The organism is Teichococcus rhizosphaerae (genome assembly GCF_002631185.1).
In the GTDB taxonomy this organism is placed as follows: Bacteria; Pseudomonadota; Alphaproteobacteria; order Acetobacterales; family Acetobacteraceae; genus Pseudoroseomonas; species Pseudoroseomonas rhizosphaerae.
This window is the reverse complement of sequence record NZ_PDNU01000004.1, coordinates 113219-137964: the sequence shown is the minus strand read 5'-3', so window position 1 is coordinate 137964 and position 24746 is coordinate 113219. Positions and strand designations below refer to the sequence as shown.

21 protein-coding genes are annotated in these 24746 nt (G+C 73.8%); 6 read left to right on the top strand and 15 right to left on the bottom strand.

Translation table 11 applies throughout. The features are described 5' to 3' along the window. Positions 1–49 precede the first annotated feature (49 nt). Positions 50–514, bottom strand: coding sequence for a septal ring lytic transglycosylase RlpA family protein (locus CR162_RS04955; protein ID WP_245870130.1), 465 nt, complete (start codon positions 512–514; stop codon positions 50–52). Between the two features lie 302 nt (positions 515–816). Between CR162_RS04955 and CR162_RS04950 the strand changes: the two genes are divergently transcribed. After that, complete coding sequence (locus tag CR162_RS04950; protein ID WP_099094424.1) at positions 817–2082, top strand: M16 family metallopeptidase; 1266 nt, start codon at positions 817–819, stop codon at positions 2080–2082. Further along, positions 2079–3404 (top strand): TldD/PmbA family protein, encoded by a 1326-nt coding sequence (locus CR162_RS04945; RefSeq protein ID WP_099094423.1) that lies wholly within the window; start codon positions 2079–2081, stop codon positions 3402–3404. Before CR162_RS04950 ends, CR162_RS04945 begins: the two co-directional genes overlap by 4 nt. A gap of 57 nt (positions 3405–3461) precedes the next feature. Here CR162_RS04945 and CR162_RS04940 read toward each other — a convergent pair whose 3' ends face one another. The 8 genes from CR162_RS04940 to CR162_RS04905 all read right to left on the bottom strand — a co-directional run bounded on the left by CR162_RS04940 (position 3462) and on the right by CR162_RS04905 (position 13743). Then, positions 3462–5141, bottom strand: coding sequence for a methyl-accepting chemotaxis protein (locus CR162_RS04940; RefSeq protein ID WP_176559725.1), 1680 nt, complete (start codon positions 5139–5141; stop codon positions 3462–3464). Positions 5142–5220: 79 nt separating this feature from the next. Next, positions 5221–5691, bottom strand: a complete 471-nt coding sequence (locus CR162_RS04935; RefSeq protein WP_099094421.1) for an RNA pyrophosphohydrolase — start codon at positions 5689–5691, stop codon at positions 5221–5223. 14 nt (positions 5692–5705) lie between these two features. Further along, a complete protein-coding gene (locus tag CR162_RS23050) occupies positions 5706–6905 on the bottom strand; it encodes a divergent polysaccharide deacetylase family protein (RefSeq protein ID WP_099094420.1) in 1200 nt (399 codons plus the stop codon). Positions 6906–6936: 31 nt separating this feature from the next. Continuing rightward, positions 6937–8319: a S41 family peptidase gene (locus CR162_RS04925; protein ID WP_245870129.1), complete on the bottom strand. Its 1383-nt coding sequence runs from the start codon at positions 8317–8319 to the stop codon at positions 6937–6939. Positions 8320–8463: 144 nt separating this feature from the next. Continuing rightward, a complete protein-coding gene (locus tag CR162_RS04920) occupies positions 8464–9831 on the bottom strand; it encodes a murein hydrolase activator EnvC family protein (RefSeq protein WP_141563072.1) in 1368 nt (455 codons plus the stop codon). A gap of 45 nt (positions 9832–9876) precedes the next feature. Continuing rightward, positions 9877–11400, bottom strand: a complete 1524-nt coding sequence (gpmI, locus tag CR162_RS04915; protein WP_099094417.1) for a 2,3-bisphosphoglycerate-independent phosphoglycerate mutase — start codon at positions 11398–11400, stop codon at positions 9877–9879. A gap of 106 nt (positions 11401–11506) precedes the next feature. Beyond that, entirely contained in the window at positions 11507–12535 is a 1029-nt protein-coding gene (locus tag CR162_RS04910; protein ID WP_176559724.1) for an ABC transporter substrate-binding protein, read from the bottom strand. 248 nt (positions 12536–12783) lie between these two features. Then, on the bottom strand, positions 12784–13743 hold the full coding sequence (locus CR162_RS04905; protein WP_245870128.1) for a TIM44-like domain-containing protein: 960 nt from the start codon (positions 13741–13743) through the stop codon (positions 12784–12786). A 229-nt stretch (positions 13744–13972) separates the two neighbouring features. On the opposite strand from CR162_RS04905, the gene CR162_RS04900 reads away from it, so the two are divergent. Further along, positions 13973–14884, top strand: a complete 912-nt coding sequence (locus CR162_RS04900; RefSeq protein WP_176559723.1) for a lysophospholipid acyltransferase family protein — start codon at positions 13973–13975, stop codon at positions 14882–14884. 9 nt (positions 14885–14893) lie between these two features. On the opposite strand, the gene CR162_RS04895 is transcribed toward CR162_RS04900, so the two are convergent. From CR162_RS04895 to xseA, 3 genes are all read right to left on the bottom strand, one after another. Continuing rightward, on the bottom strand, positions 14894–15136 hold the full coding sequence (locus CR162_RS04895; protein WP_099094414.1) for a hypothetical protein: 243 nt from the start codon (positions 15134–15136) through the stop codon (positions 14894–14896). A 101-nt stretch (positions 15137–15237) separates the two neighbouring features. Further along, a complete protein-coding gene (locus CR162_RS04890) occupies positions 15238–16092 on the bottom strand; it encodes a M23 family metallopeptidase (protein WP_099094413.1) in 855 nt (284 codons plus the stop codon). 23 nt (positions 16093–16115) lie between these two features. After that, complete coding sequence (gene xseA, locus CR162_RS04885) at positions 16116–17657, bottom strand: exodeoxyribonuclease VII large subunit (protein ID WP_099094450.1); 1542 nt, start codon at positions 17655–17657, stop codon at positions 16116–16118. 108 nt (positions 17658–17765) lie between these two features. Between xseA and CR162_RS04880 the strand changes: the two genes are divergently transcribed. Together CR162_RS04880 and purD are read left to right on the top strand one after the other, a co-directional pair. Beyond that, a complete protein-coding gene (locus CR162_RS04880; RefSeq protein ID WP_099094412.1) occupies positions 17766–18143 on the top strand; it encodes a YybH family protein in 378 nt (125 codons plus the stop codon). Positions 18144–18289: 146 nt separating this feature from the next. Beyond that, on the top strand, positions 18290–19561 hold the full coding sequence (gene purD, locus CR162_RS04875; protein ID WP_099094411.1) for a phosphoribosylamine--glycine ligase: 1272 nt from the start codon (positions 18290–18292) through the stop codon (positions 19559–19561). A gap of 55 nt (positions 19562–19616) precedes the next feature. Here purD and CR162_RS04870 read toward each other — a convergent pair whose 3' ends face one another. From CR162_RS04870 to CR162_RS04860, 3 genes are all read right to left on the bottom strand, one after another. Further along, on the bottom strand, positions 19617–20174 hold the full coding sequence (locus CR162_RS04870) for an NADPH-dependent FMN reductase (protein ID WP_099094410.1): 558 nt from the start codon (positions 20172–20174) through the stop codon (positions 19617–19619). A 128-nt stretch (positions 20175–20302) separates the two neighbouring features. Beyond that, positions 20303–22864: an HWE histidine kinase domain-containing protein gene (locus tag CR162_RS04865; protein ID WP_099094409.1), complete on the bottom strand. Its 2562-nt coding sequence runs from the start codon at positions 22862–22864 to the stop codon at positions 20303–20305. Next, positions 22857–23444, bottom strand: a complete 588-nt coding sequence (locus CR162_RS04860) for a biliverdin-producing heme oxygenase (protein ID WP_099094408.1) — start codon at positions 23442–23444, stop codon at positions 22857–22859. Before CR162_RS04860 ends, CR162_RS04865 begins: the two co-directional genes overlap by 8 nt. 216 nt (positions 23445–23660) lie before the next feature. On the opposite strand from CR162_RS04860, the gene CR162_RS04855 reads away from it, so the two are divergent. Beyond that, the gene (locus CR162_RS04855; protein ID WP_099094407.1) at positions 23661–24647 is read left to right on the top strand and encodes a Bug family tripartite tricarboxylate transporter substrate binding protein; all 987 of its coding nucleotides are present in this window, start codon (positions 23661–23663) and stop codon (positions 24645–24647) included. Positions 24648–24746: the final 99 nt, after the last annotated feature.

Here is a 24746-nt window from a genome sequence, read left to right as displayed (position 1 = left end):
TGGGGTGCCCCGCCGCCCCGGGCAACACGGGCATGGGGCGGGGGGGGGGTCAGTCCTGCCGGTTGCCGGGCAGCGGGCGGACCTCGACCGGGGCGGTGCCGTCCTCCATCATGTCGAGCTTCCGGGCGGTGCTCTTGCTGAGGTCGATCACCCGGCCCTTCGCATAGGGGCCGCGATCCTCGATGGTCACCTCGGCGGTGCGGCCATTCTCGAGGTTGCGCACCTGCGCGCGGGTGCCGAGCGGCAGGGTGCGGCTGGCGGCCGAGTCCGAGTTCTGCCGGAAGGTCTCGCCATTGGCCATTTCCCGCCCATGGAATCGGTCATGGTAGAAGGAGGCCTCGCCACGATGCGGGCGCGGCGCCTGGTCGCGCACCGGCAGCGCCGTGCCGCCCGGCGAGGCGGTGGCCACCATGGCCATGGGCGCCACGGGGCGAGCCTCGGCGGCGGGCACCGCGAGCAGGGCGGCGCCCAGCAGGGCGGTCAGGCAGGGCAGGGCCAGGATCGGGCCGCGCATGGTCGGTCTCCTTTCGGCAGGTTCAGGGGCAGGGGCCCGGCGTGGCCTTCAGCAGCCGTCCCGAGCCTTACAAATCCTTAACGAGCCCCTTTAACGAAGCCGGACCCGCCGCGTTGAGCCGCCACACCGCTCCGTGAAGGGCCGGCCCTGAGGGCGGGAGGCGAGACCATAGCGCCATGCGCCCCTGGCATGGCGGCGGCCGGGGTCGCATGCCGGGCGCTTCGGCACTACATTCCAAGACCAAATGGGTTTCCGCCCGCCATCCCCTCCTCCGCGCGGGCCGATCACAGGAATGCTTGCTCATGACTGAAGCGGTGCGGCTGACGCGCCTGTCCAACGGACTGACCGTGGTTTCCGAAGCCATGCCCCGGGTGGAGACGGTCTCGATCGGCGCATATGTCCATGCCGGCACCCGGGACGAGACTGGGGCGGAGAACGGCGCCTCCCACTTCCTGGAGCACATGGCCTTCAAGGGCACCGAGAAGCGCGACGCCGCCTCCATCGCCCGCGAGATCGAGAATGTGGGCGGCCACCTGAACGCCTACACCGCCCGCGAGCAGACCGCCTACTACGCCAAGGTGCTGAAGGAGGACATGCCGCTCGCCGCCGACATCATCGGCGACATCCTGACGCACTCCACCTTCATCCCCGAGGAGCTGGAGCGCGAGCGCGGCGTGATCCTGCAGGAGATCGGCCAGGCGAACGACACGCCGGACGACATCATCTTCGACCACTTCCAGTCCACCGCCTTTCCCGACCAGCCCATGGGGCGCCCGACGCTGGGCACCGAGCAGAGCATCGCCGGCATGGGCCGCGAGGTGCTGACCGGCTACATGCGCCGCCACTACGGCCCGAGCCGCATGGTGGTGGCCGCCGCCGGCGCGCTGGAGCACGAGCACCTGGTCGGGCTGGTGGAGCGCCACTTCGCCGACCTGCCGGTGGTCAGCCCCACCCCCTCGGAGGTGGCGCGCTACGGCGGCGGCGAGTTCCGCGAGGAGCGGGAGCTGGACCAGGTGCATGTGGTGCTGGGCTTCGAGGGCCCGGCGGTGGCGACGCCGATGCACTACCCCACCATGCTGCTCTCCACCCTGCTCGGCGGCGGCATGTCCTCCCGCCTGTTCCAGGAGATCCGCGAGAAGCGCGGGCTGGTCTATTCCATCTACTCCTTCGCCCAGCCCTTCCGGGATGGCGGCCTGTTCGCCATCTACGCCGGCACGGGGGAGGCGCAGGCGGCCGAGCTGGTGCCGGTGGCGCTGGAGGAGCTGCGGCGCGTGCAGCAGGACGTGACGGAGGACGAGCTGGCCCGCGCCAAGGCGCAGCTCCGCGCCTCGGTGCTGATGTCGCTCGAATCCACCGGCAGCCGCTGCGAGCAGCTGGCGCGGCAGATCCAGGTGCATGGCCGCCTCATCCCGGTGGAGGAGACCAAGGCGAAGATCGCCGCGGTGACGGTGGAGCAGGTGCAGCAGGCGGCCGCCATGATCTTCCGCTCCCGCCCGACGCTGGCCGCCCTCGGCCCCGCCGGCAAGGTGCCCGGACTGCCGGCCATCGCGGAGAAGCTCGCCGCATGAACCGGCTGGAGCGGCTGGAATCCCTCGTCGCCGCCGCGCGCGCGGCGGGAGCGGACGCGGCGGATGCGCTGATGATCGTCGGCACGGCCCTTTCGGTGCACCGCCGCCTGGGCAAGCTGGAGCATCTGGAGCGCTCGGAGGGGCTCGACCTCGGGCTGCGCGTCCTGGTCGGCCAGCGGCAGGCCATCGTCTCCGCCACCGACGCCGACCCGCGGGGTTTCCAGGCGCTCGCCGAGCGGGCCGTGGCCATGGCCCGCGCCGTGCCGCCGGACCGCTTCTCGGGGCTGGGCGAGGCCGGCGCCCCGCCCGCCCTCGACCTGGAGCTGGATGACGGCACCGATCCGGACGCCGAGGCGCTGATCGCTCGCGCCGCGCTCGCGGAGGAAGCGGCGCTGGCGGTGGCGGGCGTCAGCAACAGCGAGGGCGCCGAGGCCGGCTTCGCCCGCACCGAGGTGGCGATGTTCAGCTCGGCCGGCTTCGCCGGGGAATACGGGCGCACCGGCCACTCCATCTCGGTGACGGCCGTGGCCGGGCAGGGCACGGGCATGGAGCGCGACTACGACTACAGCAGCGCCGTCCACCTGTCCGACCTGGAGGACCCGGCCGCGCTCGGCCGCTCGGCCGCCGAGCGCGCCGTGCGCCGGCTGAACCCCGCCCGCATGAGGACCGGCCGCCGCCCCGTGGTGTATGACCCCCGCGTGGCCGCCTCGCTCGCCGCGCACCTGGCGGCGGCGCTGAACGGCGCGGCGGTGGCGCGCGGCACCTCCTTTCTGCGCGACCGCATGGACCAGCCCGTGCTGAGCCCCGGCCTCAGCCTGCGCGACGACCCGCTGCGGCGGCGCGGCCTGCGCTCCCGCCCCTTCGACGGCGAGGGCACGCCCACCGCGCCGCTGGCGCTGGTGGAGGATGGCGTGTTGCGCTCCTGGGTGCTGGACTGGCGCAGCGCGCGGCAGCTCGGCCTGCGCTCCACCGGCCATGCCAGCCGTGGCATCTCCAGCCCGCCATCGCCCGCCACCACCAATCTCTGGCTGGAGGGCGGCAGCGGCACGCCGGAGGCGCTGATGGCCGATATCGGCGAGGGCCTCTACGTCACGGAGATGATCGGCTCCGGCGTCAACGGCGTCACCGGCGACTACAGCCGGGGCGCCGCCGGCTTCGCCATCCGCGACGGGCAGCTGGCCGAGGCGGTGAGCGGCATCACCGTGGCCGGCAACCTGAAGGACATGTTCCTCACGCTGCGCGCCGCCGGCGACCTGCGCTTCCGCCGGGGCACGGATGCGCCGACGCTGCGGGTCGAGGGCCTGACCATCGCCGGGAGCTGATGCGCCGCCGCCCGGGCAGGCCCGCCCGGGCGGATGACGCCGCCGGCCCGCCCGCCCTCAGGCGGCGCGCACCTGGGCGATGAACTGGCCGACCTCCGCCTTGAGCTGCTCCGACTGGCGGGACAGCTCGCCCGAGGCCACCAGCACCTGCCGGGCCGAGGCGCCCGTGCTTTCCGCCCCCTGGTTCACCTCCGCGATGCTGGCGCTGACGCTGGTGGTGGCCTGGGCCGTGCGGGTGACGCTGTTGGCGATCTCGCCCGTGGCCGTGCCCTGCTCGTCGATGGCGGCGGCGATGGTGGCGGTGATGGTGCTGATCGAGTCGATCGTGCCGGTGATGGCCTGGATGTCCACCACGGCCTGCTGCGTGGCGCCCTGGATCTGCGCGATCTGGCTGCGGATCTCGTCCGTCGCCTTGGCGGTCTGGCTCGCCAGGTTCTTTACCTCGGAGGCGACCACGGCGAAGCCCTTGCCCGCCTCGCCGGCACGCGCCGCCTCGATGGTGGCGTTCAGCGCCAGCAGGTTGGTCTGGCCCGCGATGGTGTTGATCAACCCCACCACCTCGCCGATGCGCGCGGCGCTCTCGGCCAGGGCGCGCACCGTGCCGTCGGTGCGCTGGGCGTCGCTCACGGCGCGGGCCGTGACCGCCGTGGCCTGCGCCACCTGGCGGCTGATCTCGCCGATGGAGGCGGTCAGCTCCTCGGCGGCGGACGCCACGGTCTGCACGCCCTGGCCCGCCTCCTCCGAGGAGGAGAGCACGCGCTCCACCTGCCGGCCGGTCTGGCTGGCCGTGCCGGCCATGGACTGGGCGGTGGCCTCCAGCTCGGTGGAGGCTGCGGCGAGCATGCCCACCATCTCCCCCACCTTCCCCTCGAAGCTGGCCATCAGCGCGGAAAGCTGGGCGGCGCGGCGCTCCTTGGCCTGCCGCTCCGCCTCCTGGCCGGACGCCAGCGCGTCGGCCTCCTGCAGGCCACGGCGGCAATCCTCCAGCGCCTGGGCCATGCTGCCGATCTCGTCCTGCCGGTTCCGCTCGGGCAGGTCGAAGCCGTAGTCCCGCTGGGCCAGGCGGCGCAGCGCGGCGGACAGCCGCACCACGGCGCGGCCGAGGTCGCGGTCCATCCAGAGTACCGCGCCGAGGCCTGTCAGCAGTGCCAGAACGGCGGTGGCGACGATGCCGGTGAGCGCCATGCCATAGGCCTCCTCGGCCTCGGCGCTGCTGGCCATGAAGCCTTCCCGGTTCAGCCCCAGCATCTCGTCCAGCGTGCCGGAAGCGACGCGGAAGGCCCGCGCCACCTCGGTGTTGAAGATCGCCTGCCCCGCCGCGCCCTCCCGGGCCAGCGCGGTGCGGTTGATCTCGCCATAGGCGCGGTATTCCGCCTGGAACCGCTCGAACAGCGCGCGCGCGCGCGGCGAGGAGAGCATCGGCAGGTAGGCCTCGACCTGCCGCCGGATCTCCCGCGTCATGGCATCCACCTCGGCCTGCACCTGCGCCCGCTCCTGGCGGTCATAGGTCGCGATCAGCCGGGCGAAGCGGGTCCTCTCGCGCGAGACGCTGTATTGCAGCTCGCCCAGGGCGCGGATGGCGGGAAGCCAGTTGTCCCGCATGTCCACCACTTCGGCATTGATCTGCCGGAGCTGCGTCACGCCATAGACGCCATTGCCGATCACGAACATCAGCAGGACGCCGAAGGCCAGCAGCAGCTTGCTGCGGATGCTCAGCCGGTTGAGGAAATGTGCCATGCTGCCCCCTGCCTTTCCAGGCGGGCAGTGAGCAGCCGGGCGCCTTACCGGAGAGCTAACCGGTGAGTGGCCGGGGCGTTCACGAACGCGTGAATTCGGTGAAGGCCTCCACAAGCCGCTCATAGACCGGCCGGCGGAACGGCACCACGAGCGAGGGCAGCGCCGCCAGCGCCTCCCACCGCCAGGCGTCGAACTCGGGGTGCGGGTCGAGGTCGAGCCGGATGTCCTCGTCCCGCCCCAGGAAGCGCAGCGCGAACCATTTCTGCATCTGCCCGCGGTAGCGGCCGCCCAGCGCCTTGCCCACCAGCTCGGGCGGCAGGTCGTAGCGCAGCCATTCGGGCACCTCGCCGATGATCTCGGCCCGATCGGTGCCGATCTCCTCGGCCAGCTCCCGCAGCACGGCGGCGCGCGGCTCCTCGCCCTCGTCCAACCCGCCCTGGGGAAGCTGCCAGGCCTCCGTCGCCACATCGGCGCGGCGGGCGATCAGCACCTGGCCGGCGCGGTTGAACAGGGCGGCGCCGACATTGCGGCGGTAGGGAAGCTCGGGCATGGCGGGTGCGGTCTCTAGCGGGAAGCGGAGGGGATCGGCGTGGTCTCGGGCGGGTGCAGCACGGCGCTCGCCGGCGCCAGCACCAGGCCGCGCGCCTCCAGCCCGGCCGCCCAGGCGGCGATGCGGTCCACCAGCAGCGGCGCCGGCTCGGCGGCCAGCCCGACTGCGTGGCCACGCAGCCTCGCCAGCCGCTCCAGCTGGGCCAGGCGGTGCTCCACCTCGCCGCGTGTCGGCAGCTCGTCCAGCACCAGGTCCGCCGCCGCGTGCCAGGCAAGCGCCGTGGCGCCGGGCCGGGGGTCCACGTAATAGAGCCCGCGCCCGCGGATCTCCTCCTGCACCGCCGCCAGGGCGTCGGGGCTGGCCAGGAAGCGCTCGCCCCGCTGCGTCCCGCTCGCCCCGATGACGCCCGCATAGCCCGCGAAGCGGCCCATGGCGCGGTGCAGCCGGTCCAGGTTCTCGCCCGGCGTCAGGCTGGCGCGCAGCAGGTGCCCGGACGGCAGGTCGCCGGGCGATTCCAGCGGCAGGGCCAGCAGCAGCTCCATGCCGCGCCGCCGCGCCTGCTCCAGCAGCAGGTCGGGCCGCAGCGCCTGGGGGTCGAAGGCGAGGGTGGTCGCGGGCGGCAGGCGGCGCAGCGCTTCCTCGGCGCGCATGCCCGCCTGGCCGAAGCCGCCGATCACCAGCGCGATGCGCGGCCGCGTCTCCGCCCCGCCAAAGGGCCGCGCATAGGCGAGCCGGGGCTCCGTGCCGTCCGGGCCGATGCGCGGCAGCGGCCCGTGCGGGCCCGGCTCCAGCAGCTCGGGCCGGGGCGCGGCGATGACGGTCCCGCCGGAAGGGGCAAGGCCGGGCTCCGGCAGGGGCGGCGGCAGAGGCGCCTCGGGTGGAGGGGCGGGCTCCGGCGCCGCCGCCGGGGGCGGCAGGGGCGCGGCCAGCACGCCTTCCGGCAAGGGGGCGGCGGATGGCGCGGTGCCCCCGTCCGGCGGCTCCGGCATGTCCGGGGGGGCGGGCGTGGCGGGCGCGTGCGGCACTCCGGCCGGGGCCTGGGCCAGTTCCGCCGCTGGTGGGGCCGCGAAAGAGGGCGTGGCGGCTAAAGGGGGCGGGGCGGGGGCATCCGGCGGGCCGAGCCAGTGCAGCGCGCCCGCGACGCCCAGCCCGCCGGCCAGGATCACCCCCCAGAACACGCCCAGCGCCCGCCATGCGGCCCTCACGCCAGACATGCCGCCTTGCTCCTTCCGCGGCGCCCCGCGCTCAGCGCGCGGCGCGGCGCTGCGGCTCGGCCGCCGCCCAGGCGCGCAGCAGCGCCGCCGCCTGCTGCAGCTGGAAGTCGGTTTCCGGCTTGGTGGGATCGAAGGAGGCAGCCCCCTCGGGCGGCATCCGCGAGACCTTGTCCAGCACCCCGGCGGGCAGGTTCAGCGGCGGCAGCGGCGCCGCCTCCTGGGTGCCATTGTCGTTGCGCAGGGCACGCCGCAGATCGGCCTCGCGGTCGCGCAGCGGGGCGTTGCCTTCCTCCCGCGCCGCCAGCACCTCGACGTCGGGGGAGATGCCGAGCGCCTGGATGGAGCGGCCGGAGGGGGTGTAGTAGCGCGCCGTGGTCAGGCGGATGGCGCCGTTGCCGGGGATCGGCATGACGGTCTGCACGCTGCCCTTGCCGAAGGACTTGGTGCCGAGCACGATGCCGCGGCGGTGGTCCTGCAGCGCGCCCGCCACGATCTCGCTGGCCGAGGCGGAGCCGCCATTGACCAGCACCACCACGCGCAGCCCCTCGGTGATGTCGCCGGGCTTGGCGTTCCAGCGCTGCGCGTCGTCGGCGCGCCGGGCACGGGTGGAGACGATCTCGCCCTGCTCCAGGAAGTCGTCCGAGACCTGCACCGCCTGGTCCAGCAGCCCGCCCGGATTGTTGCGCAGGTCGAGGATGAGGCCCTTGAGGTTGCCGCCCGCCTGCGTCCTCAGCGTGGAAACGGCCCGGCGCAGCGCGGTTTCCGTCTGCTCGTTGAAGGAGGACAGCCGGACATAGCCGATGTCGTTCCCCTCCATCCGGAAGCGGGCCACCTGCGGGCGGATCACGTCGCGGGTCAGGGAAAGCTCGATCGGCGATTCGGCGCCGGGGCGGCGGATGGTCAGCTTGATGGCGCTGCCGCGCTCGCCGCGCATCTTCTCCACCGCCTCCTGCAGGGAAAGGCCCTGCACGGATTCGCCGTTGAGGTGGGTGATCAGGTCGCCCGGCTTGACGCCCGCGCGCGCGGCCGGCGTGTCGTCGATGGGCGAGATCACCTTCACATAGCCGCCTTCCTGGCTGACCTCGATGCCGAGGCCGCCGAACTCGCCGCGGGTCTGCACCTGCATGTCGCGGAAGGAGCGGGCGTTCATATAGCTGCTGTGCGGGTCGAGCCCCTGCAGCATGCCGTTGATCGCGGCCTCGATCACCTCGCGGTCGTTGACCGGCTCGACATACTCGGCCCGGACGCGCTCGAACACGTCGCCGAACAGGTTCAGCAGGCGGTAGGTCTCGGCGCGGTTGCCGGCCTCCTGGGCGAAGGCGGACATCACGGGCGGCGCGACCACCGGCCCCAGCACGGCGCCGGCGGCGAACGCCGCCGCCACCACCCCGACCATGCGCATCCCAGGCTTCATGCGGTGACCCCTCATGCCGGTCAACGATCCTTTCGCCGTGGCGAGTTCCACGGCCTTGCGAGACACCCTAGAGCGAATTGCGGCGCAAGGGGCAAACTGTAACCTTTCTGGACAATGCGGCCCCCGCCACCGGCCGGGCGCCGCTCAGCCACGGCCGCGGAACCAGCTCTTGGGGTCCACGGGCTGGCTGTTGCGCCGCAGCTCCACATAGAGCGAGGCGCGGCCATTCTCCTCGCCGCCGCCGAGCTGGCCCACCGGCTCGCCCGCCAGCACGCGGGCACCGACCTCGGCATCCAGCCGCTCCAGCCCCGCCAGCACGAAATGGTAGCCGCCCCCGCAATCGACAATCAACAGCTGCCCATAGGAGCGAAACGGGCCGGCAAAGGCGACGCTGCCGCCGCAGGGGCTCACCACCCGCGCGCCGGGAGGCGCCGCATAGGTCAGGCCACGGGCCGGGCCGCCGGCGCCGCTGTCGCCGAAGTCGCGTGCCAGGGTGCCGGCCACGGGCTGGGCGCGGCCCCCCTGCGCGCGCGGCGCGGGCGTGGCCGGGCTGCGCGAGGCTTCCAGCCGCCGGGCCTGTTCCCGCCGCTCCAGCGCCGCGCGCTCCCGCGCCAGCGCCTCGCGCTGCTCGGCGTCGCGCGCCGCCTGGCGGCGGGCTTCCAGGGCTGCGGCCTCGCGCTCGGCGCGCAGCCGGGCGGCGCGCTCGGCCGCCTCGCGCTCCCGCTCGGCACGGGCGCGGGCCTCGGCCTCCGCCTGGGCGCGGGCGCGTTCCAGCCGCTCCAGCATGCCGCGCAGGTCGCTGGCGCGGGCGGCGGCGCTGGCCGCCTCGCGCGCGGCCTCGGCCTCCTCCGCCTGGGCGGCGCTGCGCTGGGTGCGGGCGGCGGCCAGCGCCGCCTCCACCGCGGCGGCGGCGGCGTGGCGCTCGGCGCGCGCCACGGCCAGCCGGGCGGCCTCGGCCTCGGCCCGCTCGGTGGCGGCGGCGGCCACCGCCTGGGCCTCGCGCAGCGCCTCCGCCTCGGCCGAGAGGTGCCGGGTGAGGCCGCGCAGCACCAGCGCGCCGCGCAGCGCCGTCTCGGGGTCCACCGGCACGGCCAGCAGCGTCTCGGCCGGCCATTGCCCCAGCCGGCGCATCAGCGGCAGCAGCGGCGCCATGGCCTCCGCCCGGCGCCGCAGATCGACCAGCGCGTTGTCGCGCACGGCGGCGGCCTCGCGCGCGGCGGCCTCGGCTGCATCGGCCGCCTCGTCGGCGGCGACGGCGCGCCGGCCGGCCTCGGCGCGCTGGCGGGCCAGCGCCTCCTCCGCCTCGGCGGCGCTGCGCGCGGCCTGGCTGGCGGCCTCGGCGGCGGCCCGGGCGGCCTGCGCCGCGCGCTCCGCCTCCTGCACGCCGCGGACAGTGGGGTTCTCCGCGCCATGCACCAGCAGGGCCGGCGCCAGCAGGGCCAGCGAGGCCAGCAGCAGGGCGGCCCGCGCGCTCATGCCGCCGCGCGCGGCGGAGGACAGGGGCGGGCTCACCGCCGCCATGCCGCCGCCCGCGCGCCGCGCCGCCCTTTCCGCGCCTCAGCCAGCGATCAGGCTCCGCCCCGTCATCGCCGCCGGCTGCTCCAGGCCCAGCAGGGCGAGCAGGGTGGGCGCCACATCGGCCAGGCGGCCTTCGCGCAGCCTGGCGCCGGCCGGGCCGCCGCGCAGCAGCACCGGCACCACGTTGGTGGTGTGCGCGGTGAAGGGGCCGCCCGTCTCGGGGTCCTTCATCATCTCGGCATTGCCGTGGTCGGCCGTCACCAGCAGGGCGCCGCCCTGGGCGGCGATGGCCGCCTCGATCCGCGCGAGCCCCGCATCCACCGCCTCGCAGGCGCGGATGGCGGCTTCCAGGCTGCCGGTGTGGCCCACCATGTCGGCATTGGCGAAGTTCAGCACGATCAGGTCGAATTTCGCCGCGTTGATCGCGTCCACCGCCTTCCCGGCCAGCTCGGGGGCGGACATCTCCGGCTGCAGGTCATAGGTCGCCACCTTGGGGGAGGCGACCATGATGCGCTCCTCGCCAGGATAGGGCGTCTCCTCGCCGCCGTTCAGGAAGTAGGTGACGTGCGGGTACTTCTCCGTCTCCGCCATGCGGAGCTGGCGCAGCCCGGCCTTGGACACCACGGCGCCCAGGATGTCCTGCATGGATTGCGGGCCGAACAGCGTCTCCAGCAGCGGGTTCAGCGCGGCGGAGTATTCCGTCATGCCGGCGGCGCCGGCGAAGCGGGGGCGGCGGGGCGGGGCGAAGCCGGCGAAGCCGGGGTCCAGCAGCGCGGCCAGGATCTGCCGCACGCGGTCGGCGCGGAAGTTGAAGCAGAGCAGCCCGTCGCCATCCCTCACCCCGGCATAGTCGCCGATGACGCAGGCGGGGATGAACTCGTCCGTCTTGCCCTCGGCATGCGCCGCGCCGATGGCGGCGGCGGCGCTCCCGGCATGCGCGCCCCTGGCCTCCACGATGGCGTCCCAGGCCTGCCGCACCCGCTCCCAGCGGTTGTCGCGGTCCATGGCGTAGTAGCGGCCGGTGACGGTGGCGATGCGCGCGCCCGGCGGCAGCCTCGGCTCGAAGGCGGCGAGGTAGTCGGGGCTGGCCTGGGGCGGCGTGTCGCGCCCGTCGGTCCAGGCATGGATGGCGACGGGGATGCCGGCGGCGGCGAACACCCTCGCCAGGGCCAGGCCGTGCTCCTGGTGGCTGTGCACGCCGCCCGGCGAAAGAAGGCCCATCAGGTGCAGCGTGCCGCCGCTCGCCTTCAGCCTATCGATGAGGTTGGTGACCGCCGGCAGGGTGGCCAGGGAGCCATCGGCCACCGCCCGGTCGATGCGCGGCAGGTCCTGCATCACCACCCGCCCGGCGCCGAGGTTGAGGTGGCCCACCTCGGAATTGCCCATCTGCCCCTGCGGCAGGCCGACATCCTCGCCGCAGGTGTGGAGGAAGCTGTGCGGGCATTCGGCCCAGAGGCGGTCGAAGCAGGGGGTGCGCGCCTGCCGCACGGCGTTGTCCGCCGCCTCCTCCCGCCAGCCCCAGCCATCCAGAATGACGAGCATCACGGGCTTGGGACGGGGCATGGGCATCAACTCCGGGCAGTGGTTGCGGCGCCAAGGGATAGCCCCGGAGGGTGCCGCTTGCCCAGAGGGGGGGCGGGGGAGGGCACAGCCTCCCCCGCGGCCGGGCTCAGGCCGGCAGGGCGAGGTCGGCGGCCGGCGGCAGGTATTGCGGCGTGTAGAGCTCGGACGCCTTCAGCTCGGCGGGCAGGTTCATCGCCTCGCGGATGGTCTCGATCGCCGCCTGCACGCGCGCCTCGGGCATGTTGCCGAGCCCGCCCGAAAGCGCCTCCGGCGTGCGGATGAAGCCGAAATTGGCCATCATCCGCTCCTTCTCCACGCCGCGCGGCGCGGTGCTGTCGCGCTTCACCAGGGCGGCGATGGCGGCGTCCGGGTCCTTCCAGGCGGCGGTGTGGCCGCGGTTGATGGCGCGGATCATGCCGGTCACCACCTTGGCGTTCGCCTCCGCATAGGGGCGGCGGACCAGCAGGGCGGTGGAGAGCAGCGGCACGCCGAAATCGATGTAGCGCAGCGAGACGATGTCGCTCTCCGCCACGTTCAGCGCGCGCAGGCTGAACTTGCCCGACACCTCGAAGCCGGTGATGGCGTCCGCCTCGCCGCGGATCAGCATCGGCTCGCGCAGCTGCGGCGTCACCGTCATCCAGGTGATCTTCGAGGCATCGAGCCCGGTGGCCTTGGCGAAGGAGGGGAAGAGCTGGCGCGCCGCGTCGCTCTCGGGCGCCGCCAGCTTCCTGCCTTCCAGGTCCTTCGGCGCGGCGATGCCGCTGCGCTTCAGCGTCATCACCGCGCTGGGGTTGCCCTGCATCAGGATGACGGGGGCGATCAGGTCGCTGCCCGGCGTGGTCAGGCGGAGGCGGATCACCGGCGAAAGGTCGGCGATGCCGAAATCATAGGCACCGGTGGCCACCTTCACCGGCGTGTCCACCGAGCCGAAGCCGCGGTCGATGGTGACGGCCAGCCCCTCGTCGCGGAAATAGCCGTTCTCGGCGGCGAGCAGGAAGGGCGCCTGGGGCCCCTGGAAGGCCCAGTCGAGGCAGAACTTCACCGGCGTCAGCGCGGCCTGGCCGCGCGCGAGGTGGGGTGTGGCCAGCAGGGTGCCGGCGGTGGCAAGCATCAGGCCGCGTCGGGTGGCGGGCATCGAGGTTCTCCCGGTCATTGCCGGGCATGAAGGGCGCGCCGGCGGGTGGCCCGCATGTAGCAACCGCCGCGCCAGAGAAGAACCGGGCACGCAAGAAGAACCAGGCACGCGAGAAGAACCGGCTGCGCGGCAAGGGCGGCGTGCCCTCCCATGACGGGGCAAAGGGGAGGGCGCGCACGAAAAAGGGGCGCGGCCCGCGCCACGCCCCTTCCGTCCTCGTCCCCGGTGCCTGTTCCGGCGCCGTGGGATCAGCCGGTCTGCTGGATCGCCGAGAGCTTCCAGCTGCCTGCCGGGCCGCGCTGGAAGGTCCAGAGCTCGGTGGCGGTGTCGCGGCGGTTCGGGTCGCCCTCCACCACCTTGCCCTGCGCGTCATAGGTCACGTCGATCAGGCTGAAGCGCATGGCGACGGTGGCGTATTCCGTGTCCCCCTCGCGCCACGCCTCGGACAGGTCGCCCGATTCCAGCCGCGGGTCGCGCGTCTCGTTGCGCCAGCCCCGCGCCTCCAGGTCGCGCCAGTCCTGGCTGAAGAAGCCCATCATCTCGGGCGTCGCCAGCCGCGACAGGGCCGCCGGGTCGCGCCGCGACCAGGCGGCGTTCACGTCCCGCAGCAGGCCCTCGAAGGCCTGGAAGTCGGACTGCGCCAGCGTCACGGGAGCCGCGGCCGGAGCCGCCGCGGGGCGGGCGCCGCCCATGCCCATCGGGTGCCGCGCGGGGTGCGCCTCCCGGTTCAGGGGCGAGGGGCGTGGGCCGCCGGCCATGGCCGGCTGGTTGCGGCTGCGGAAGAAGCGGATGGCGAAGCGCACCAGCAGCACGATCAGGCCGATCTGGAGCAGCAGGCCAAGGATGCTGCCGATGCCGCCGAAGCCGCCGAACAGCCCGTGGCCGAACAGCAGGCCGCCAATGCCCATGCCGATCAGGCCGCCCATCAGCGCGCCGCCGAAGCCGCCGCCGAACATGCCGCCACGCGCGCCGGCGGCGGCGCCGGGGGCCGCCGCGTTCGGGCGCGCCGCCTGGCCGGGCTGGGTCATGCTGCGGTCCATCGGCCGCGCCGCGTCGGGCGCGGTGCGGGTGACGGGCGGCGGCGCAAAGGTGCGGCTGCCGCGGCTGCCCATGCTGGAGCGGCCACCGGGGCGCGCTTCCGCCAGGGCCGGGCCCAGCACCAGGGCGAAGGCGGCGAAGGCTGCGAGCAGCCTGGCTTTTCCGCGCATCGGGTTGTTCCTCCGGAAATCTCTCATGAGCCCATCATATAGTCATTAAAGCGGCGTAATCCATGGTGGCGCCCGGCCCCGGCGCCAGTGCCGGCGGGCCGGTGGGGAAGAAACCGCCGGCGGGCCGCAATGTTGCGGACGCGCCGCGCGCCATCGGTGCCCCGCCCGGCGGTCTGGCCAAACCCCGCGCGATGCCGCAGAAGGCGCGCCGGCGAAGGACGAGGACGGAATGGCCCAGGCGGTGCGGCGCCTCTGGTGGCGGGTGGAAGGGAAGATCGTCGAGGGGCTGATCGCCCTCGCGCGGTGGCTCGGGCCGCGCCGTGCCTCGGCGCTGGGCGGTGCCGTCACGCGCGCGCTCGGGCCCTGGCTGCCGGTGTCCCGCATCGGCCGGCGCAACCTGGAGCTGGCCTTTCCGGCAAGCGACGCCGCCTGGCGGGAGCGCGTGCTGCGCGGGGCTTGGGAGAATCTCGGCCGCACCGCGCTGGAGCTGCCGCACATCCCCGCCCTGCAGCGGACGGAAAGCGGCCCCGGCTGGGAGCTGGTGGGCGCCGAGCACATCCCGCCCGGCGAAACGCGGATGATCTTCGTGTCCGCCCACCTCGCCAACTGGGAGGTGCTGCCGCTGGTGGCCGCGCAGTTCGGCCTGCGGATGGGCAGCCTCTACCGCGCGCCGGACAACCCGCATGTGGATGCCGCGCTGCTGCGGATGCGGGAAGGCGGCCAGGCGCTGGACCTGTTCCCCAAGGGCTCCAGGGGCGCGCGGCTGGCGCTGCGCCACCTGGCGGCGGGCCATGCGCTGGGCCTGCTGGTGGACCAGAAGCTGAACGAGGGGCTGGAGCTGCCCTTTCTCGGCCACCCGGCGATGACCGCGCCCGCCCCGGCGGAACTGGCGCTGCGCTTCCGCTGCCCGTTGATCCCGGCGCATGTCGAGCGGATCGGGCCGGGACGGTTCCGCATCGTGCTGGAGCCGCCGCTGGCGCTGCCCGACACGGGCGACCGCCATGCCGATGCGCGCAGCGTCATGCTGGCGGTGAACCGGCGCATGGAGGCCTGGGTGCGGGCCCGGCCGGAGGAGTGGCTCTGGCTGCACCGCCGCTTTCCCGCGCGCTTCTACAAGGGCGCGGCCCCGCCGCCCGGCTGAGCGCTTCCCTCAGCCCACCACCAGCATGGCGCCGGCGGCATAGAGCTTCTCGCGCAGCCCCGGCCCTGGCGCCAGGATGACGACGCCGGGCGAATCCTCGCGCCAGAGCGTGGCGCCGGCGGCCCGCAGCGCCTGGCCGGCGGCGGCCGGGCTGTCGAACAGGGCGACCAGCGGCGCCTCGATCGGCCCGGACTGGCGCAGGCTTTCCGGCGAGGGAGCGGGGCGAGGCAGGAATTCGAGAAGGACCGACATGCGGCTGCCAATGCCTTCCCAACCCTTACCGGATGATGAAGGCGTCGCGGCATTTCGGTGGATTGTCGCGAAGTCCCCGCCGTCGGCCCCGCGCGCCCGCCTCAGGCGGGGGGCAGGAGCGGCCGCGGGTCCAGTGCCGTGGCGAACCAGTGCAGCGCCAGATGCAGGTGCGGCCCCGTGACGCGGCCGGTGGCGCCGATCGCGCCCAGGCGCTGGCCGCGCGCCAGCATCTCGCCTTCCCGCACATCCATGGCGGAAAGGTGGGCGTAGAGGCTGACCACGCCATGTCCATGGTCCAGCAGCACGGTGTTGCCGGTGAAGTAGAGGTCGTCGGCCAGCAGCACGCGGCCCGCGCCCATGGCGGCGCAGGGCGTGCCGGTGGGGGCCGCGATGTCCAGCCCCAGATGCGGCGCGCGCGGCTCGCCGTTGAGGATGCGCTGGCTGCCGAACACGCCGCTGATGCGCCCGCGCGCCGGCCAGGCGAAGCCTTCGGCGAAATGGGGCAGGCGGCTGTCCACCTTGCGGAGGGCGGCGATGCGCTCGCGCTCGCGGCCGATCCGCGCCAGCTGCTGCGGATTGGGGCTGACCATGGCGCCGGGCAGGCCGTTGATGCGCTGCACGTCCCATTCCCGCCTCGCCACGCTCAGGCGGCGGCGCTCCACCTGGCCGTCGGGCGCCGTCACCGCCAGCTCGGCCTCCGGCGCCGCGTCCCGCCCGAAGCCCAGGGCGAAGCGGCCATCGGGCGCCACCGAGACGGCGCGGCCATCCAGCGCCACGCGGCTGCCGGGGCGGGCGCGGCCGAGCAGCAGCCCGCCCTGGCTCGGCATCTCGGGCGGCAGCTCCAGCAGCGGCGCGGCGGCGGCCTCTCCGGCGCGGCCCGTGGCCGGCGCGGCACCCCCGGCGCAGGCGCCGAGCAGCAATCCAGGCAGGGCGAGGGCGAGGCGGCGAGACGGCATGCGGATATTCTTGGGCGGGCGGTTCACAGCAGCGAGCCCTGGTCCGGCTGAGGCTCCCCCGGGGCCTTGCGGCGCGGCCTCGGGGCAGGGGGAGGGCCGGAGAGCGGGCCAGAGGGCGGGCCAGGGGGCGGGGCGGCGCCGGGCTCGCCGCCCTCGGCCAGCAGCGCCACGGTGCCATCGCGCAGGGTGGCGACCACGCGGTCGCCGGGGGCGATGGCGGCGGCCTCGGTCAGCGGCGCGCCATCCGGGCGGCGCAGCAGCGCGAAGCCGCGCGCCAGCACGCCCTGGTAGGAGGCGCCCTCCAGCCGGCCGGCCAGCCCTTCCAGCCGCAGCCCCGATTCGCGCAGCCGGGCGGCCAGCGCGCCGGCCGGGTCGGGCAGGCGGTGCAGGGCGGTTTGCCGCCGGTCGATCATCCGGCGCAGCGCGGTGGCGCCCCGCATCTCCAGCAGCGCCAGGGTGTTGCGGTGGCCGGCCAGAGTCTCGCGCGGGTGCGGCAGGCGGGGCGCGACCGCATCGAGCGCCGCGCGCTTGCGGGCCAGCAGCGCGCCCGGCGCCAGGGCGAGCCGCTCGGCACGGTCGTCCAGCCGCTGGCGGGCGGCGCCGACGAGGCCCGGCAGGTCCGGCATCCGCGCCTCGACGCGGGACAGGTGCAGGCGCGCCCGGTTCAGCAGGGACTGGCCGGATTGCAGCAGGCGCGTCGCGGTCTGGCCGAGCGCCGCCAGCAGCTCGGCCCGTGCCGGCACGGCCAGCTCGGCGGCGGCGGTGGGGGTGGGGGCGCGGCGGTCGGCGGCGAAGTCGATCAGGGTGGTGTCCGTCTCGTGCCCCACCGCCGAGATCAGCGGGATGGGGCATTCGGCGGCGGCGCGGACCACGATCTCCTCGTTGAAGGCCATCAGGTCCTCGAGGCTGCCGCCGCCGCGCGCGACGATCAGCACGTCCGGCCGGGGAATGCCCTTCGGCAGGCGCGAGAAGCCGCGGATGGCGGCGGCGATCTGCTCGGCCGCGCCCTGGCCCTGCACCGGCACCGGCCACAGCAGCAGGTGGCGCGGGAAGCGCCGGGCGATGGTGGTGCGGATGTCCTGGATTACCGCGCCCTTCTCGGAGGAGACGACGCCCACCACGCGCGGCAGCAGCGGCAGGCGCTTCTTGCGGGCCTCGTCGAACAGCCCCTCGGCGCCGAGCTTCTTGCGCAGCTGCTCGATGCGGGCGAGAAGGGCGCCCTCGCCCGCGAACTCGATGCGGTCGATGATGAGCTGGTAGTCCGAGCGCTCGCCATAGGCCGAGACCTTGCCGGTGGCGATCACCTCCATGCCGTTCTCGGGGCGGAGCGAGAGGCGCGGCACGGCGAAGCGCCAGATGATGGCGCGGATCTTGGCCCCCTCGTCCTTCAGCGCGAGATAGATGTGGCCCGAGGGGTAGGCCTTCAGCTCGGTGATCTCGCCGCGCACCCGCACCCGGCCGAACTCCCCCTCCAGCGTGCGCTTGATGGCGCCGCTGATCTCGGAGACGGTGAATTCCGGCGTGTTGCTGCGGGCCGGGGCTTCGCGCGCGTCGGGCGTGTCCATGCCGGGCATAGTAGGGCCGCCGCCGCGCGCCGGCCAGCGGGCCACCCTTTCCAGCCGGCCGCATAATGTGTTTCACTATCGAAACAAGCGGCGGCGGGAGGTTTCCAGATGAGCGACGAGGCCACGAGACGCGCGATGGACGCGGTCAACAGGGTCTTCGAGGAGCAGGTCGTCGGCCAGGGCCGGTTCGAGGCGCTGGCCGAGGTCTATACGCGCGACGCCCTCATCCTGCCGCCGGGTGGCGAGGTGGTTCGGGGGCTGGAGGCGATCCGGGGATTCTGGCAACAGGCGGCGCAGGCGCTCGGCGTGACCGCCTGCCGGCTGCGGCCCTTCGAGACCACCATGCTGGGCGAGATGGCCTGCGAGGTCGCGCAGGGCGAGATCGTCGCCGGAAGCGGCACCATCCCCATCAAGTATGTGGTGCTGTGGAAGCGCGAGGACGGCGCCTGGAAATGGCACCGCGACATCTGGAACGCCTCCGCCTGAGGCCCCCTTTCCTCGCGGCGCCATGACCGGGGTGCCATGGCCGAGGCGGGGCCGCCATCCCCCGTCGCCTTGCCGCGCCCGGGCTGACGGGGCCCCGCCAGTCATGCTAGCGCGGCCCCGTTCTGGAATGGGGGCCTCGGGTCACGATGCAAGTTCTCCTGGTGGGCGGCGGCGGCCGCGAACACGCCCTGGCCTGGGCGCTCTCGGGCTCCGGCCTGCTGGGCAAGCTGTGGGTGGCGCCCGGCAATGCCGGCATCGCCGAGATCGCGGAATGCGTGGCGATCGGCGCCGAGGACGTGCCGGCGCTGGTCGCCTTCGCGAAGGAGCGGGCGGTGGACCTCGTGGTGGTGGGGCCGGAGGCGCCGCTGACGCTGGGCCTGGCCGATGCCTGCGCGGAGGCCGGGCTGCGCTGCTTCGGCCCCAGCGCCGCCGCCGCGCGGCTGGAGGGCAGCAAGGCCTTCACCCGCGAGGTGACCACCGCCGCCGGCGTGCCCGGCGCCGAATGGGCGCGCTTCACCAGCGCCGACGAGGCGCGCGCCTATGTGCGCCGCAAGGGCGCGCCCATCGTGGTGAAGGCCGATGGCCTGGCCGCCGGCAAGGGCGTGGTGGTGGCGGCGACGCTGGCGGAGGCCGAGCGGGCCATCGCCGAGATCATGGAGGACCGGGTGCATGGCGCGGCCGGCGCCGAGATCCTGGTCGAGGAATGCCTGGTGGGGCAGGAGGTCTCCTTCTTCGCGCTGTGCGACGGCACCACGGCCCTGCCCATGGCCGCGGCGCAGGACCACAAGCGCGTGGGCGACGGCGATACCGGCCCCAACACGGGTGGCATGGGCGCCTATTCGCCGCCCCCCGCCTTCACGCCCGCGATCGAGGCGGAGGTGATGGAGCGCATCATCCGCCCGACGCTGGCCGAGATGGCGCGGCGCGGCACGCCGTTCCGCGGCGTGCTGTTCGCCGGGCTGATGCTGACGGAGAGCGGCCCCCGCCTGATCGAGTTCAACGTCCGCTTCGGCGACCCGGAATGCCAGGTGCTGATGCTGCGCCTGCAATCCGACCTGCTGGCCGCGCTGCTGGCCGCCTGCGACGGGGAGCTGGACCGCTTCGCGCTGCGCTGGTCGAAGGAGGCGGCGATGGTGGTGGTGATGGCGGCGCAGGGCTATCCCGGCGCCTATCGCAAGGGCAGCGTGATCGAGGGGCTGGAGCAGGCGGCGCAGGTGCCGGGCGCGCAGGTGTTCCACGCCGGCACGGCGCGGGACGCGCAGGGCAACCTGGTGGCCACGGGCGGCCGGGTGCTGGGCGTCTCGGCCAGCGGCGCCACGCTGCGGAAGGCGCGCGACGCGGCCTACGCGGCGGTCGATGCCATCCGCTGGCCCGAAGGCTTCTGCCGCCGCGACATCGGCTGGCGCGCCCTGGACTGACAGAAAAAAGAAGAGGGGGCTCCGGGGGAGAATTCATTCTCCCCCGGCCTTCCATCTACCTGGCAACCTTTTCAATGAACCCCGCAAAGGCCGCCAACTGCTTGCGGATCACCTCGCGCGTCCCCTCGTCGGTCAGCTTCCCGTCCTGCACGCGCTGCTGGGCGGAGGCCACCATCACCTCCGGCTTGTTCAGCACCAGCGCGTCCAGGAACACCGCCACCTGGCGCAGGTGGTATTGCGCCCGCACGCCGCCCAGCACGCTCATCGAGGCGCTCTGGATGGCCATGGGCTTGCCGGCGAAGGGCGTGTCGGGCAGGCGGGACAGCCAGTCGATGCCGTTCTTGAGCACGCCGGGGATGGAGTAGTTGTATTCCGGCGTGACGATGACGATGCCGTCCGCCGCGCGGATCGCCTCGCCCATGGCGGTGACGGCGGCGGGGAAGCCTTTCGCCTGGAGATCGGCGTCGTAGAGCGGGATGTCGCCCAGCCCTTCCAGCACCGAGAAGCTCATCCCCTCCGGCGCGAGCTCCGGCAGGGCGCGCTGGATGGCGGCGTTGTAGCTGCCGGCGCGCAGGCTGCCGCACAGCGTGACGACGGAAAGCGGACGGGTCATGCGGAATCCTTCGCTCCGGAGCGGTGGAAACGGCCTGGAGCGCCGCCCGGCCGGCGGAAGTGCCCCAGGAGGTCGTCGTCACGGGCATCGCCGCCCGGCGGCGCGGTGCCGCCGTGGCGGGGCCTGTTCTAGCCCATGCTGCGCTGCAGGGCGGCGCGCATTTCCGCTGCCGTGTAGGGCTTGCTGATGACGTCGCTGGCCCTGAAGCGGTCCGGGAAGGCGTCGCCCTCCCCATAGCCGGTGGCGAAGACGAAGGGGATGCCGCGGGCCAGCAGCGCATCGGCCACGGGGAAGCTGTTCTCGCGGCCCAGATTGACGTCGAGCAGCGCCACCTGCGGCTCGGCATGCTCCAGCAGCCGCAGCGCCGCCTGCACGGAGGAGGCGACATCCACCACCGGCGCGCCCAGCCGCCGGAGCTGGTCCTCGGCGTCCATGGCGATCAGCAGGTTGTCCTCCACCAGCAGCACGCGCCCCGAGAGCGCGAAGGCGGCGGGCGCCGCCGGCAGGGGGGGCTGCGCCTCCCCCGGCTCCTCTGTGCCCCGCTGCACATGGTTGGCCGGGAGCAGGAAGCGGGCGCGCACGCCGCTGAGGTGGTAGCGCAGCTCGGCCTCGCCCCGCAGGTCGTGCGGCAGGGCGCGCTCGACGATGGTGGTGCCGAAGCCCTGGCGGCGGGGCGGCTGGACGGGCGGGCCGCCCTCCTCGGTCCAGTGGATCTCCAGCGCCTCCTCCGGCGTGAAGTGCCAGCGCACCGTCACATGGCCGTGCCGGTCGCACAGCGCGCCATACTTGGCCGCGTTGGTCATCATCTCGTGGATGACCAATGCCATGGTGGTGTAGGCCGTGTGCTCCAGCAGGACCGGCACGCCCTCCAGCCGCACCCGGTCGCGGCCCTCGGCCACATAGGCGGCGGCCTCGGAGCGGATCAGCTCCTCCAGCGGGGCGGGGCGCCAGTGGTCGGTGGTGATCTGGTCATGCGCCCGGGCCAGCGCCTGGATGCGGCCGCCGATCATGCCGGCGAACTCGTCCACCGAGCTGGCATGGCCGCGGCTCTGGTTCACCAGGCCACGGATCAGGCCGAGGATGTTGCGCACCCGGTGGTTCAGCTCGGCGATCAGGATCTCCTGCCGCTCCTGCGCCACGCGGCGCTCGCGCTCGGCCATGTCGGTGAGCTGGAGCACCACCTCGAGCAGCGTCACGCGCAGGCGCTCGGCCATCATCAGGTCGCTCTCAGACCAGGGGCGGCTCTGCCCCTGCACCGTCTCCTGCCAGGCGGCGAAGCTCTTGCGGGGCGTCAGGCGCAGCCCGTTCGGCCCCAGCGTCACCGGCTTGTTCGGGTCGCCCGCCCAGGTGACCGAATGGGTCACGGCGCGGCGGAAGAACACCAGGTAGTCGCGCGGGGCGCGGGAGAGCGGAATGGCGAGCAGCCCGGCGGCGCGCTGGCTGAAATCGGCCGCCGGCGGGTGCATCTCGCCCAGCCGGTGGGTGGCGTAGATGGTGCCGGAGGCGGCGCGGTGCAGGAAGCGGACGATGCCGGAGAATTCCTCCGCCGTCGGCGTGTGGCCGCGCATCGCGGTGCCGGTGCTGCTCCAGAGGCCGATGCCATCGCAGTCGATCACCTCCGAGAGCATCTCCAGGAACTCGGTGAGCGAGCGGTTGCCAGGGCGCATGGCGCCGAGCGCGGCCATCAGCCGGTGATGCACCTGGCTGGCCTGCGCCTCGCGCTCCGCCTCCTCCTCCCGCTCGCGGTTCTCCAGCGCCAGCGAGAAGATCTGGCCGAACAGCTCGGCGGCGGTGCGGCGCTCGAAGGGCACGCGCAGCGGCTCGGTGTTGTGGCAGGCGATCAGCCCCCACAGCCGCCCCTTGCGCAGCACCGAGATCGACATGGAGGCCCTGATCCCCATGTTGCGCAGGTACTCGATATGGATGGGCGAGACGCTGCGCAGCACGCTGAGCGAGAGGTCGAGCGGCTGCTGGTGGCGGTCGAGCAGCGGCAGCACGGGCACCGGCGCCAGCTCGGTGTCGGTGATCAGGCGCAGCCAGTTGCGCTCGTAGAGCAGCCGGGCCTGGCGCGGGATGTCGGAGGCCGGGAAGTGCAGGCCCATGAAGGAGGGCATGAAGCTGGCGGTGGATTCGGCGATCACCTCGCCCGCCCCGTCATGGTCGAAGCGGTAGAGCATGACGCGGCCGAAGCCGGTCAGGGCGCGGATCTGCCGCACCGCCTCGCGGCACAGCCCCTCGAAGCCTTCCACCTGGTGCAGCCGGGCGATCATGCCGCGCACCGTGGTGCCGGCCTCCAGCGCGTCCTCGAGGTCGGAGGGCTCGCCCTCCAGCACGATGCTGTCCCCCGACATGTGGATGGCGAGGTCGTAGGGCGGCCCGCCCTCCTGCAGCGTCACGCCGAACAGACGCTCCACCGCGTTAGGGCCGCGCAGCAGGTGCAGCCGGCCGCCGATCTGGTGCAGCGCCTCGCGCGTCAGGATGCGGGACAGGGATTCGCCCAGCAGCGCCTCGGGTGGGCGGCCCAGATGCGCCTCCACATTGGCCGAGGCGCGCCGCACCACCCAGTCCGAGGCGGTCGCGACCAGGAAGCCGATCGGCTGCACGCCACCCAGCATGTGGATCGGCTCGCGGTCGCAATTGGTTAAATCGACGGTCTGCGCCAGGGAAAGGTCGCTGAGGTCTTCACGCATGCAGCATCGGCTCGGCGGTCCTTTCGCGACGCAGCGCCGCCAGGAAGTGTTCGAAGGCCAGGCGCGCGCCACGCGCCGCCTGGGGCCAGTTCTCCGGGCCGGGAAGGGCCTTTTCCAGCAGGCCGAGAAAGGCCGGCCAGCCGCCGGCACCCGGGTCGTGGGACAGGTAGGCCACGGCGCCCCGCGCCTCCGTCACAACGCCGCGCAGCAGCAGCGCGTTGCCCAGGCGCGAGCCTTCCAGCACATAGGCAGCGCCGAGCGCCTCTTCCAGCCCCGCGAAGGCCAGCGGGGGGCTGGGCGGCGGCGCCACGCGCAGCGCCGCGAGGTCGGCGGCCAGGGCGGCGGCGCGGCGGCGCCGGGGCCAGTCCGGCAGCAGGGTGGCGAGGCCGGCGGCGTCGCAGGCCGCCTCCAGGGCCGGCAGGGCGCGGGCATGGGCGCGGAGGAAGCCGCGATAGCCGGCCAGGGTGCCGAGGTCGTGCGCGCCGCCCAGCGCGTCGGCGGCCTCGTGCAGGGAGTGGGTTTCCCGCCGCAGATGCCAGCGCAGGCCGGTGCGCCGGGATGCATCGTCCGTGTGGGACATGATGATGTCGCTTCTCCAAGCCTCACCCCGGCCGTGCGCCCGCTTATAGGCTGTCTTCGCCCATGCGGGGCATCAACCCTGTGGGATGGGCCGCAACGGTTGAGGAATTTCCGCGCTGTGCCGAGGGGTGGAGTTGCCTGCCCTGGGGATTTTTGGGAAGTTACCACCCGAAGCCTCGCCCCACAAATGGCGCAGAAGACTGGAGGAACATCAAGAATGGCTACACTGACCCGTCGGGCGGCGCTGTCCCTGGGCGCCCTTGGCGCCACCCTCGGCGCCGCCGGCACACTCGCCCGCCCAGCCCTGGCGCAGTCCGGCTTTCCCAGCCGTCCCATCCGCATGCTCGTGCCCTGGGGGGCGGGCGGCACCACGGACATCCAGATGCGTGCCCTGTGCGAGAGCGCGTCGGCCAAGCTCGGCCAGCCCGTGGTGGTGGAGAACCGCTCGGGCGCCGGCGGTATCCTCGGCGCGCAGGCGCTGCTGAACGAGAAGCCGGACGGCTACACCCTGTCCCAGATGCCGATCAGCGTGTTCCGCTACCCGCACATGGCGGCGCGCCCGCCCTTCGACCCGATGAAGGACTTCACCTGGGTCAGCCAGCTGACCGGCTACCTGTTCGGCGTGGTGGTCCGGGCCGACGCGCCCTGGAACACCTTCGACGAGTTCATCGCCGCCTCGAAGAAGGATCCGGGCAAGTACACCTACGGCACGCCGGGCGTCGGCACCTCGCTGCACATCACCATGGAGCAGATCGCCGGGCAGAAGGGGGTGGAGTGGATTCACGTGCCCTTCCGCGGCTTCGCCGAGAACCTGACCTCGCTGCTCAGCGGCCAGACCCATGCGCTGGTGGACAGCTCCGGCTGGGCCGAGATGGTGAGGGACGGCCGGGCGAAGCTGCTCGTCACCTGGGGCCCCTCGCGCGCCAAGCGCTTCCCCGACACGCCGACGCTGAAGGAGAGCGGCATCGACCTCGTCTCCACCTCGCCCTATGGCGTCGCGGGGCCGAAGGGCATGGACCCGGCGGTGGTGAAGGTGCTGGACGAGGCCTTCCGCGTGGCGGTGAACGACCCCAAGCATGTCGCCATCCTCGACCGCTACGACATGCCGGTGATCTACATGGGCCCCGAGGAATACGCCGCCTTCGCCCAGAAGACGAACGCCGAGGAGAAGGCGATGGTCGAGCGGCTCGGCCTGAAGCTCTGAGCCGCGCCGCCCGCGCGCGGGCCTCGCCCTGGCCGGCCTGCCCGGCGCGGCTGGGGCTTGGCGGCGGCGCGGGTGGCCCTCATCTGTGGGGCGACCGCG